Here is a 10,146-nt window from a genome sequence, read left to right as displayed (position 1 = left end):
GGAAAGTAATGGCTATTTATGATAAAGGGTTAAATCATTTGAAGAGCAAGATTAATTCATCAATCGGTAACTATCAATGCTATGCAGTAGCTGCTGAGTTTAGTGGAATTATGTGTGGGCCTGATTTAGGTGCAGGAACGTATTATGATCAACTCGATCCCGTAAACGATGAGTTGATCTATTCAGCATCAGACATAGGAATTGCCTACAAGTGGCATGAATTTGGTTGGTCAGTAATTATGAATCCGCAGTATGAGGATTTAAAAGTTGGCTCTATTCTTTGTTTTGAAAGAGGCGTTCAGATCAGTGATAGTTTTACTACTCATGAAGAATATGGGCACTGTGCTGTAATCAGGGGACTAGAAAACGGAATGATTCAAACCTATGAACAAAAAGGAGAACTAGGTGAGTTTGTCGCTGAATATGATCGTGAATATATGGGACGCGAAACAATTGCCTCGATGATTATTCCACAAGACTTTAGTGGAGAACCAACAGACTTTATTCATGGCCAAGCGCCAATGGACGAATAGAAAGGATGTGATTAATTAATGGCTAAATGGAATGTCACGCTAAGTACGACAGAGCCTTATAACTATGTTGGCATGATTCAAGTCCGACAAGGAAACAAGAATTCCGAAACGATGGAAGCCATTGTTACTCAGAAGGGATTACCAGTCGATTTATCACGATGTAAAGCGTATTTAGAAGCTCTCTTAACCAATGGTTCAGCGATTCAGAGAGCTGTAAAAATAATTGATGCAAAAAATGGCAAAATCCAATATACATTTGATGAATATTCAATGCAGGCACTACATCGTCAAACGGCAAATATTGTATTTTACCAAGGTGAAGACGTGATCGGAACCACACAAGATTTCTCCTATTTTGTTGTTCGTGCGGTTAGTAAGACTCCTGGTGAAATGGGTTCTTATTGGCAGACGGTTGAGGACCTAATCGCAGACATGGTGGCCTTTTTGAATGCAAACAAAGGTGATTTTACTGACTGGATGAATGCTCGTAAAAAAGAATTCGAAGAATGGCGAAAGCATCAACAAGATACTTTTGAGGCTTGGCGTGAAGGTCAAGAATCAGATTATCTGATGTGGTTCGAATCAATAAAAGATATTCTTAGATCCATCGATCCAGGCGGTGTGATGTTAGCTGAACTTATGGATGCACGTGTCGATTTGCAAGGAGTTCGTCATGAATCCATCAAAGATAGATTAATTGCAGATTTAGAATATATTTATCAAAAGATAAAGTATCAACTAGATTTGATTGTATATAAACATATTGCAGTCGGAAATAAGGTCACGATTGAACATGATTCTGAGTATCAACCCGAAGTAAAAGTAACTTATTATCAGGATGCGCTAGGGACCGAATTAGGTGGTTTGGATTCTTCTGGTAAATTTGGTGGAGGAACGATCTGTAATGTTCCCTCTCAACTTAGCTTTGATCGAAAGAAAACTCATGTAGAAATGCCGCTTTATTATGCTCTAAATGGATCATTCATTATTTATGATAAGCATACATTGTTGATTATTGAAGGAAATAAAACACTTCAATTTACTATGCCAGAAGCAAATATAACCAAGGCCTATGTAAATAACGACAAAACAGATTTTGATAAAGTACCTGATAAATTAGAGTTACTTATTAACAAAGATTATACAGTAGAGTTAAAAAAGAAATGAGGAGGAACATAGCAAATGGCATTAAAACAAATTTATCGTGGAATGCAAAATGGTGCTGAAGCTATTCAAGAAAATTTTTTATCATTGGAAAAAATGGTTTCGAATGGAAAAGTCATTTTTGATGGTCAGCAGTATTTTACAGATAATCATAGTCACTCATACTCTCAAACAGATCTGACAACGGGTATAGCACTTATTTTTGAGCGTTATAATCCGGAGGGTGGGATACGGCTAGGGTATGGACAAACAACAATCTTCTATCCGAAAGCGGTGTTAGAGACAATTTATACAATTTCTCAAGATGCTCCTTTAGTAAACACCTCAAAAACATTCACAATCAATAAAACAACGATCGTCGGACATGCTGAAAATGAGAAAAACGATCGTCGAAATATGTGCTTGCGTCGTATCGTAGTAATGTAATTGGAGGGGAAAGAATGAAAGCATTTGTAGAAATTAATAACGATTATGTGGATTCTTGGTCAAATGTGGAGAATGACTCGTACATCGAGATAGACACGGAAGAACAATTATTCGGTCTAATTGGTTGTGTGAAGGTAGAAAACGGCAAGGCATTGCTTGATGAAGAAAAATACAAACAACAAATCGAGGAACTGAATGGTCTTACAGAGTTGGAAAAATTAAAAGCAGAAAATGAAGAGCTTCGTCAGCGTGTAGATATGTCTGATGAAGCTCTTTTAGAATTAGCGGATATGGTTTTATCTGCTACCGCTGCAATGAAAGGAGGAGAGTGATATGTATTCAGCATTAGCTATGCTTTACGCAACTCACGTAATTGATGGAAAGCGCAAAATTGAAACAGTACCTGCATCAATTTTAGATCAAGTGACTGAAATCGTGAATGATGCAAAAAAGCAAGAAGAAACAAAATAACTAGATATGTAGTAGTTGGAGCGATCGGCTTTTTAGCCGGTCGTTTTCTATTTTGAAAGGAGTGAATAATTTGGAAAAATATTTAAATGCAGCATCTATTGTAACAGGGGTGTTGGGTGGTGTTGTCGTTAGTTGGCTTGGAGGGATGGATGCAATTTTGCACGCGTTGGTATATTTGGTAATTGTGGATTACTTAACTGGATTATTAAAAGCATGGAATTTGAAAGAGATCAGCAGCAGAATCGGCTTTATTGGATTGATTCGCAAGGTGTTGATCTTTGTAGTTATTGCAGTAGCGGTGGAAGTAGAAAAAGTGATCGGTAGTTCAATCCCGCTTCGCGAAATTGTTATCATGTTCTATTTGGCGAATGAAGGCATTAGCTTCTTAGAAAACATTTCAGTGTTCATTAATTTTCCAGATCAAATTAAAGATGCTTTTTTACAAATTCGGGATAATCACGATCATAAGGAGGACTAAAATGAAAAAGAAAATTACTTTATTGAGCCTTTTAATGGCTCTTTTTTTATTGCCGACAACAGGTTTTGCATATACCATCAACAACGAATTTAATTTAGGCCCTGGTGAGGGGAGTTCAATTCGAGCAAATCCAAATTACATTGTCGCCCATGATACGGCAAATCCAAATGCAACAGGTCGTAACGAAGCGACCTTCATGAAACGAAATTGGGCAAATGCCTATACTGCTTATATCGTTGGTGATGGCATTGTTTATCAAGTAGGTGAACCAGGTTATGTGCAGTACGGAGGGGGTTCGTATGCTAATTCCAATTCTCCAGTACAAATCGAATTGCAGGCAACGCCTAATCCTGCACTCTTTAAGCAGAATTATAAGGTTTACATTGAATTAATCCGCGACAGTGCGAAACGGTTCAACATCCCTCTTACTGTAGATAGTCCAGTAGGCGGCAAAGGGGTCATTAGTCACCAATACATTTCTACGAACTGGTGGGGCGACCATACGGACCCATACGGTTACTTAGCAAGTCAAGGTGTGTCTCAAGCGCAATTTGCGCATGATGTGAAGTATGGATTTGAATCAAATGAAAACAAACCTGCACCGACACCAAGTAAACCTGTAGATCCAACTACCGCAGGATCTGGATATTCCGTAATGAATGATGGCAAAGGCAACCATGCTCATGTTGATCAATGGGGGAGAATCGGAAACACCTTGAAGGCTCGTGGTTGGCATATCGCTAATTATAAGTATCAATATGTATTTATTATTGATCGGACCACTGGCAAAGAGTTAGCACGCCAAAAAGCACCTGGAATTGCTAGACCAGATGTAAACGCAGCCTATCGTACAACTGGAAGTGTTGGCTACGATGTGAACTTTAATGCGAAACAGTTTAGTGGCAAGTCAGTAATTATTATGACTCGTGCAACAAATGACGCTAAAGGTAATACTAGTGGAGGTTTCCAAGACTTTTATGAAACGCGCTGGTACCACGATATTAAATAAAAGAAAGAACTCCCTTTGCGAAATAGCAAAGGGAGTTAAAAGGTAATTAATTATGAAGCAGATTTTTATTGGCGTGTTAACTAATGTTGAATTTATTAAAACATTTATACTAGGAGTAGTATTGATTGCTCTAGGATTGTTTTTTTTGTATCTATCAAGAAAATGATTATTTATTAATAAAGCTTGTTAAAGTTTTTTTTACTTTAAGAACGACTTTATCTTCATGGCCATTTCTCATATTTGGAGAAAACTCATATGATCCTTTTTTATAATTTATTTTGAAGTTAATTTGAATTATACCAGTCATATCCGTAGTAGGAACTCTTATAAGTAAGTATCGTTGTGGTTCTTGTTCACTCGTTAGCGCAAGAACAATTTTACTCAATTTGACACAAAAAAAGTGTTTGATATAATTAACTACGTTAGTGTAATTGCTAACAATTCTGTTTATAGGCTGGTGGGAATCCCTAACTTTCCACCAGTCTATTTAGTACCCTTAGCTCAGTTGGTTAGAGCAGACGGCTCATAACCGTCCGGTCGTAGGTTCGAGTCCTACAGGGTACATAAAATAAACCCTCTACAGCCTTAATTGGTTGTGGAGGGTGTTTTTTTGTATTATTTGACTCTGACTTCTTGTCCAGGGTTAAAGTAAAAATTATCTTGGTTCATGCCATTCATTTCTAAAAATTCATCAACACTCATACCATATCGCCCGGCAATCTGACGAGGTCCTTCGCCAGCTTGAGCTGTTCCGTACTGAGCATTTGCTTCGCTTTGTGAATCTTCACTAGGTGTTGCCTGTTGAGTATCTGCTTGCTGGCTTGGTTGTTCTGATTGTTGCTGAGCCGGCTGTTGTTGAGGCGTCAGTTGCTGCTCGGGTTCCGTCTCAACAGAAGAACTGTTTATGCTCTCATCTTGCATATCTTGAGAATCTGAAGAATCTGTATCGAAACTTACTGGTGTTAAAGTAAGATCCGCATTATTTACATATTTATCTACAACCTCTATAGGCAAATCTCCATTAAACTGCATCAAAACTAGCTTGTCTTTATCAGCAGCTGTATAAGAAAAGGTGGCTGAGGATGCCTTTCCAAGGTCATCGTAATAACTCTGCGTATCCTTAAGATCGCTTTCTGATTCAAATGAAAAAATCCTAGCATTTTGATATTCCCCATCAGAACCCATCTGCACACCGAATACTAATCCTTCTTTTGCTTTCAGAGGAGCCATTCCGTAATCATCTTTAGTCATTTTTCTTGGTTCATTTACTTCTAGTCCGTCTTTTTTAAACTTATCAATGACACGATTCAAGTCTACAGACTTTTTCTTTTCAGACGTTGGTTTTGTGCTGGATGATTTTGTCTTAGAAGTTTTATTTGAATAAGGAATTAAAACTAATTTTTTCGCATCTTTTTTATCCGGAGTAAGTACAATATCCTTACCGTCTCTCTGGATAGTATAATCATCATCCAATTTTAAATCAGCTTCTTTAAGATGGATTGTTTTTCCTTTCAACTCGTACTCGACTTTATATTTTATTTCTCCAGCTATTTGCTTTCCTAAATCTTCTCCCATCTTTTCCCATTCATCAGATGCTTCACTTTTCATAGTAGACATGTCTGGGGCCCATGTCATTACATGATCGCTAAAGGACACCTTAAAATTTATATCTTCTTTATTTTCTTCCATATCCATTTGCCAATCATGCGCTTTCAAATCTTTAGTTGTAACATTGTTTCCACACGCTGTAACTATTACGGTTAGTAGTAATAGTGATAAAATACCAACAATCTTTTTCAAAGTTTCCCCTTCTTTCTTATGAGTATTTATTGTTATAAATATTGTATCACTACTTAGAGAAAAATAGGAATCAAACATAAATAATAAAAAGAAATACATAGAAGTCTTTTGGCTCAATTTTGGCACATGGCAAAACAAAAAGCCTCTAGGAATCAGCGTTCCTAGAGGCTTGAATACATCACAGGAGGGATTCGAACCCCCGACCGTCCGCTTAGAAGGCGGATGCTCTATCCAGCTGAGCTACTGTGACAGTAGTTTTGCAACAATTGCTATTATAGAAAAACTACCCTTGAATGTCAATCCTAATTCGTTATTTTACTGATTCAAAGAGATATTCTTTGATCAGCTTCAATGTTTTTGGATTTTCGACCAGAGATCCGTGATCAGCTTGCTCGTCCACAATGATTTCTTTGTATGTCTCACTGTCGCCGTATATCAAGCGCCCGGCCAATACACTAGTCAATGGGACCGTCATATCTGTGTTCTGTTCGCCGCAATTGCCAGCGATGTTGTAGACGGTGATGTTTTTTGGGATGTTTTGTTTATTTTTTAAATAGTATTTCAATAAGTCGCTTTCGGCCTTTGGTTTTGTAAAGGTCGCGCTGTTGTCATTGTACTCCCAAGACGTATCGTTATAAGGGGACCCAAGCGTGATCAAGTGTGAAAGTGCAGGATCGTTGCTCTTTTGCTCGTTTTCCAAATACCCGGTGATGATCAGTCCGCCATTGGAATAGCCCAAGTAATCATAGGTGTTGAAGGTATATGATTTTTCCGCGTATTCTAATGCCTTTTGGAACCAGCGTGATTGTTTCGGCAAGGAGGGGTCTGTTCCGTCCTCGAAAGCAACAGCGATGATGGGACGCTTTGTCTTTTTTGTAAAACGCCCTGAAGAGGTGATGGAATCATCCTTGTTGACCGTGATTTTTATTTCATCGACATTTTTTTCTGTCTGTTTTAACGAATCAACGAGACTGTCAAATCGATTGACATCTCCATTTGTACCGGGAACCATGATGACTGGTGCCGGTATTGGCAAGGGGTCAGTCGAACTTTTTGATGCATGCACGCGGTCTTTTGTTTCGAATAGGATCAATCCGAGAATACACACCAATAGAATTGCTAGGGCGCCCCAAATTTTTTTGTTCTTCACAGGCAATTCCTCCATTTCAGTTCCCTAGTGTACGCCGATTTTCTTGATGTACAAGTAAAAAGGCAGAAATTCAAAAAAGTTTCAAATTTCCGCCAAATGTTTAGTTGTTTTTTGAGATCAGTGCCACGCCATCCCCTAACGGAAGCAGCGTAGAAGTAAGTTCAGGAGAAGTGGTGACCACCTCTAAAAATTCATTCAAATGACGATGGATCGCCCGGTTCTTGCGGGGGATATCCTCGATCGGCTGCAAGACGGTGCCTGCTTGGAAAATATCATCCACCATCAGGACGCCATCGTCTGATAGAAGTCGCAGACATTCGGGTAAGAAGGCAATGTATTTTGATTTAGCACTGTCCATGAAAATAAAATCATAGGGACCTTCCAACGTGCTGAGAATGTCCGCTGCATCGCCTTCTAATAAGGTCACTTGGTCTGCCAAGCCCAGTTTTTCAAAGTTTGCTTTGGCCTTTTCGATCATGACCGGGAAGCGATCGATCGTTGTGATCTTTGCTTCTTTCCCAAGGGATTCAGCCATTAAGCTGGCAGAAAATCCGATGGCGGTCCCGATCTCTAGGACGCTCTTTGGTTGTTTTTGCTTCAGTAAAAATTGCAAGAAGACAACTGTCTCGTGGGGAATCACCGGCACGCCATTCTCATGGGCAAGTGCTTCTAAGTCACCCAGTGATCCAGTCAGTTGCTTCTGTTCGGTTCGTAAATAGTGCAGAATATCTTCATTGATTATTGGTCGGTACATCATTTCATTGCGCATTATTTTTCCTCTTTCTCTAGTAGGTTTCCTAATAAGGCCCAGTCCTCCGTGATCGTCTCACTCAACTTACGGTTGTAAAACACTGCCGCGGGATGGAAAAGTGGGAGAACGGTGTATGCTTGTTTTGACTGTTGGTAGTTGTTTTGGTCGGCGGTCAATTCTAAAACAGGTCCCCGATAGACGTCGCCATGGCGTTCGCTGATCTGCCATTTGGGTCCGAGCAGCCGTTGCAAACCGATATTGCCTAATGTTGCAATGATCGTTGGCTGGATCACCGACAGTTCATAGTCCAAGATCGGGGCATGAGCCAGAATCTCTTTTTTGGTCGGTGTTCGATTAGGGTACACGGTCTCAGGTTCTTTTGTCCGCTTGTTGATCCGTTCGACGATCTTATAGGGGCGGCTTCTGACCGCACTGGTGATATAGGTGTTTTCCCGAGTAAGCCCGATAGCTGTCATCGCTTGGATCAATTCTTTTCCAGCAGCTCCAGAAAAGGGGATATGATTCACGACTTCGTTCCGACCAGGCGCTTCACCCAGCAGCATTAATTTTGGATGACGAGGTCCTTGACCTGCCATAAATCCCTCAAGCTGGAACCCTTCGGAACGTGTTGCCACTAAATCGACAAGCTCTTTTGGATACTCCATTTTTGCCACCTCACTTTATCGTCCTTCTAATAGTAGAAAAAAGCAGCCCACCCGTCAATAATTAATCATTGACTTGGCCTATCTTTTTTAGTAAACTATGAATGTTGTAATTGTGGAACCCACAGCTACAACCGCGCAGAACAAGTTATTAAGTACTTCGGTCACTTGGGATGGCGAGTCTAAGTATCTATTATAAGGAGGTGCCACAAGCATGTACGCAATCATCAAAACTGGCGGTAAACAAATCAAAGTTGAAGAAGGTCAAGCAGTCTACATTGAAAAATTAGACGCTGAAGCTGGAGAAAAAGTTGTCTTCGACCAAGTTGTTTTAGTAGGCGGCGAATCTACGAAAGTAGGAGCTCCTATCGTTGAAGGTGCAACTGTTGAAGGAACTGTTGAAAAACACGGCAAACAAAAGAAAGTCGTTACTTTCAAATACAAACCTAAAAAACATTCACACCGTAAACAAGGTCATCGTCAACCTTACACTAAAGTTGTTATTGACTCAATCAAAGCATAAAAAAAGAAGGTGCCTAAGTTGATCAAAGGTACATTCACTCGAAATCATGCAGGTCAAATCAGCGAATTTACCCTGACAGGTCATGCCGAAGCAGGCCCTTACGGTAGCGATATCGTATGTTCTGCCGTTTCCGCGTTGGCGATCAGTACAGTAAATAGTCTGGATGCACTGGCAGGTGTCATTCCGAACATCGAGACCAACGATGATGAAGGTGGTTATCTTCATGTCGTGTTGAATCTGGATGATTCCATGACACAAGAGCAGATGAATATCTCGCAAATCTTGCTAGAACATTTATTGTTAGGCTTGCAATCAATCGAAACTGAGTATTTGGATTTCATGGAAGTCCAAACAGAATCTAAATCATAGGAGGTGCAGCTCATGTTAATGAATATGAACTTACAATTATTCGCCCACAAAAAAGGTGGCGGTTCAACTTCTAACGGACGTGACTCAGAGTCAAAACGTTTAGGTGCTAAACGTGCTGACGGTCAAACTGTTACTGGTGGATCTATTCTTTATCGCCAACGTGGTACTAAAATTTTCCCTGGTGTAAACGTAGGTATCGGTGGCGATGACACATTGTTTGCTAAAGTTGACGGCGTAGTACGTTTCGAACGTAAAGGTCGCGACAAAAAACAAGTGTCTGTATACCCAGTCGCTCAAGAAGCATAAGACATTCGAAGTCCTAATCCTGATTTTCAGGGTCAGGGCTTTTTTTTCGCTTCTTTTCACAAGTTAAGGTACTATTTTAATAGTGAAAGAAGTATGAGGTGTTTTTTGTGAATAAGAAAGAACGAACAGTACAAATTTTTGGGAGGATCGCGTCGGTGCTATCCGTACTGATGTATGTATCTTACATCCCACAGATCATGAATAATTTGGCGGGGGACAAAGGGAATCCCATTCAACCAATGGTGGCGATGGTCAACTGTATTTTTTGGGTGATCTACGCGTCTATGCAAAAGAAAAAAGATTACCCGATCATCATCGCAAATGTTCCAGGTGTATTTTTAGGAGCCATTACCTTTATAACTGCATTGATGTAAGTATCAAGAAACTAGCCAAGACAGAATTCCTGTCTTGGCTAGTTTTTTTTATTAGAGAAGACGATCGCTCCTATATAATAGAAGAAACACGGAATAGGGACGCACTTTTACTAGAAAAGGAATAATAAAT

The 10,146-nt window shown here is 39.7% G+C and carries 16 protein-coding genes, 2 tRNA genes and 1 other annotated feature; of the genes, 12 read left to right on the top strand and 6 right to left on the bottom strand.

Annotated features, from left to right (window positions below):
- Nucleotides 1-8 precede the first annotated feature (8 nt).
- The 7 genes from I592_RS11855 to I592_RS11830 all read left to right on the top strand — a co-directional run bounded on the left by I592_RS11855 (nt 9) and on the right by I592_RS11830 (nt 4,081).
- Complete coding sequence (locus tag I592_RS11855; protein ID WP_010779968.1) at nt 9-533, top strand: CHAP domain-containing protein; 525 nt, start codon at nt 9-11, stop codon at nt 531-533.
- 18 nt (nt 534-551) lie between these two features.
- Nucleotides 552-1,700 (top strand): BppU family phage baseplate upper protein, encoded by a 1,149-nt coding sequence (locus I592_RS22280; protein WP_016250196.1) that lies wholly within the window; start codon nt 552-554, stop codon nt 1,698-1,700.
- A 15-nt stretch (nt 1,701-1,715) separates the two neighbouring features.
- Nucleotides 1,716-2,123 carry a hypothetical protein gene (locus tag I592_RS11845; protein ID WP_010779970.1) on the top strand — a complete coding sequence of 136 codons (408 nt, stop codon included), beginning with the start codon at nt 1,716-1,718 and terminating at the stop codon, nt 2,121-2,123.
- 14 nt (nt 2,124-2,137) lie between these two features.
- Entirely contained in the window at nt 2,138-2,455 is a 318-nt protein-coding gene (locus tag I592_RS11840) for a hypothetical protein (RefSeq protein WP_010779971.1), read from the top strand.
- 1 nt (nt 2,456) lies between these two features.
- Nucleotides 2,457-2,594, top strand: coding sequence for a CD1375 family protein (locus I592_RS21650; RefSeq protein ID WP_010779972.1), 138 nt, complete (start codon nt 2,457-2,459; stop codon nt 2,592-2,594).
- Between the two features lie 70 nt (nt 2,595-2,664).
- Nucleotides 2,665-3,072 carry a phage holin family protein gene (locus I592_RS11835; RefSeq protein ID WP_010779973.1) on the top strand — a complete coding sequence of 136 codons (408 nt, stop codon included), beginning with the start codon at nt 2,665-2,667 and terminating at the stop codon, nt 3,070-3,072.
- A gap of 1 nt (nt 3,073) precedes the next feature.
- Complete coding sequence (locus I592_RS11830) at nt 3,074-4,081, top strand: N-acetylmuramoyl-L-alanine amidase (RefSeq protein ID WP_010779974.1); 1,008 nt, start codon at nt 3,074-3,076, stop codon at nt 4,079-4,081.
- Between the two features lie 166 nt (nt 4,082-4,247).
- Here I592_RS11830 and I592_RS21645 read toward each other — a convergent pair whose 3' ends face one another.
- Nucleotides 4,248-4,466 (bottom strand): hypothetical protein, encoded by a 219-nt coding sequence (locus tag I592_RS21645; RefSeq protein WP_244265174.1) that lies wholly within the window; start codon nt 4,464-4,466, stop codon nt 4,248-4,250.
- A gap of 105 nt (nt 4,467-4,571) precedes the next feature.
- On the opposite strand from I592_RS21645, the gene I592_RS11820 reads away from it, so the two are divergent.
- Nucleotides 4,572-4,645, top strand: a tRNA-Ile gene (locus tag I592_RS11820).
- 51 nt (nt 4,646-4,696) lie between these two features.
- On the opposite strand, the gene I592_RS11815 is transcribed toward I592_RS11820, so the two are convergent.
- The 5 genes from I592_RS11815 to I592_RS11795 form a co-directional block, all read right to left on the bottom strand.
- On the bottom strand, nt 4,697-5,980 hold the full coding sequence (locus I592_RS11815; protein WP_244265173.1) for a LysM peptidoglycan-binding domain-containing protein: 1,284 nt from the start codon (nt 5,978-5,980) through the stop codon (nt 4,697-4,699).
- A gap of 77 nt (nt 5,981-6,057) precedes the next feature.
- Nucleotides 6,058-6,131 (bottom strand) — tRNA-Arg (locus I592_RS11810).
- Nucleotides 6,132-6,191: 60 nt separating this feature from the next.
- The gene (locus I592_RS11805; protein ID WP_010779976.1) at nt 6,192-7,031 is read right to left on the bottom strand and encodes an alpha/beta hydrolase; all 840 of its coding nucleotides are present in this window, start codon (nt 7,029-7,031) and stop codon (nt 6,192-6,194) included.
- A 100-nt stretch (nt 7,032-7,131) separates the two neighbouring features.
- Nucleotides 7,132-7,800 (bottom strand): O-methyltransferase, encoded by a 669-nt coding sequence (locus tag I592_RS11800; RefSeq protein WP_010779977.1) that lies wholly within the window; start codon nt 7,798-7,800, stop codon nt 7,132-7,134.
- The gene (locus I592_RS11795) at nt 7,800-8,447 is read right to left on the bottom strand and encodes a uracil-DNA glycosylase (protein ID WP_010779978.1); all 648 of its coding nucleotides are present in this window, start codon (nt 8,445-8,447) and stop codon (nt 7,800-7,802) included. Before I592_RS11795 ends, I592_RS11800 begins: the two co-directional genes overlap by 1 nt.
- Before the next feature lie 119 nt (nt 8,448-8,566).
- Nucleotides 8,567-8,638 (top strand) — a sequence feature (ribosomal protein L21 leader region).
- Nucleotides 8,639-8,658: 20 nt separating this feature from the next.
- On the opposite strand from I592_RS11795, the gene rplU reads away from it, so the two are divergent.
- The 4 genes from rplU to I592_RS11775 all read left to right on the top strand — a co-directional run bounded on the left by rplU (nt 8,659) and on the right by I592_RS11775 (nt 10,016).
- Entirely contained in the window at nt 8,659-8,967 is a 309-nt protein-coding gene (gene rplU, locus I592_RS11790) for a 50S ribosomal protein L21 (RefSeq protein ID WP_010779979.1), read from the top strand.
- Nucleotides 8,968-8,985: 18 nt separating this feature from the next.
- Nucleotides 8,986-9,336, top strand: coding sequence for a ribosomal-processing cysteine protease Prp (locus I592_RS11785; RefSeq protein ID WP_010779980.1), 351 nt, complete (start codon nt 8,986-8,988; stop codon nt 9,334-9,336).
- Nucleotides 9,337-9,348: 12 nt separating this feature from the next.
- A complete protein-coding gene (rpmA, locus tag I592_RS11780; RefSeq protein WP_010779981.1) occupies nt 9,349-9,642 on the top strand; it encodes a 50S ribosomal protein L27 in 294 nt (97 codons plus the stop codon).
- A gap of 107 nt (nt 9,643-9,749) precedes the next feature.
- Nucleotides 9,750-10,016 (top strand): SemiSWEET family transporter, encoded by a 267-nt coding sequence (locus I592_RS11775; RefSeq protein WP_010779982.1) that lies wholly within the window; start codon nt 9,750-9,752, stop codon nt 10,014-10,016.
- Nucleotides 10,017-10,146: the final 130 nt, after the last annotated feature.

This window comes from Enterococcus gilvus ATCC BAA-350 (assembly GCF_000407545.1).
Taxonomy (GTDB): Bacteria; Bacillota; Bacilli; order Lactobacillales; family Enterococcaceae; genus Enterococcus_A; species Enterococcus_A gilvus.
Note: the sequence above shows the minus strand (reverse complement) of the source record. Positions and strands in the feature narration are given on the sequence as shown.

Excerpts from the sequence above, each read along its gene's own strand:
- I592_RS11855 (WP_010779968.1), top strand. The coding sequence starts at position 9 with ATGGCTATTTATGATAAAGGGTTAAATCATTTGAAGAGCAAGATTAAT.
- I592_RS22280 (WP_016250196.1), top strand. The coding sequence starts at position 552 with ATGGCTAAATGGAATGTCACGCTAAGTACGACAGAGCCTTATAACTAT.
- I592_RS11845 (WP_010779970.1), top strand. The coding sequence starts at position 1,716 with ATGGCATTAAAACAAATTTATCGTGGAATGCAAAATGGTGCTGAAGCT.
- I592_RS11840 (WP_010779971.1), top strand. The coding sequence starts at position 2,138 with ATGAAAGCATTTGTAGAAATTAATAACGATTATGTGGATTCTTGGTCA.
- I592_RS21650 (WP_010779972.1), top strand. The coding sequence starts at position 2,457 with ATGTATTCAGCATTAGCTATGCTTTACGCAACTCACGTAATTGATGGA.
- I592_RS11830 (WP_010779974.1), top strand. The coding sequence starts at position 3,074 with ATGAAAAAGAAAATTACTTTATTGAGCCTTTTAATGGCTCTTTTTTTA.
- I592_RS11815 (WP_244265173.1), bottom strand. The coding sequence starts at position 5,980 with ATGTATTTCTTTTTATTATTTATGTTTGATTCCTATTTTTCTCTAAGT.
- I592_RS11800 (WP_010779977.1), bottom strand. The coding sequence starts at position 7,800 with ATGCGCAATGAAATGATGTACCGACCAATAATCAATGAAGATATTCTG.
- I592_RS11795 (WP_010779978.1), bottom strand. The coding sequence starts at position 8,447 with ATGGAGTATCCAAAAGAGCTTGTCGATTTAGTGGCAACACGTTCCGAA.
- rplU (WP_010779979.1), top strand. The coding sequence starts at position 8,659 with ATGTACGCAATCATCAAAACTGGCGGTAAACAAATCAAAGTTGAAGAA.
- rpmA (WP_010779981.1), top strand. The coding sequence starts at position 9,349 with ATGTTAATGAATATGAACTTACAATTATTCGCCCACAAAAAAGGTGGC.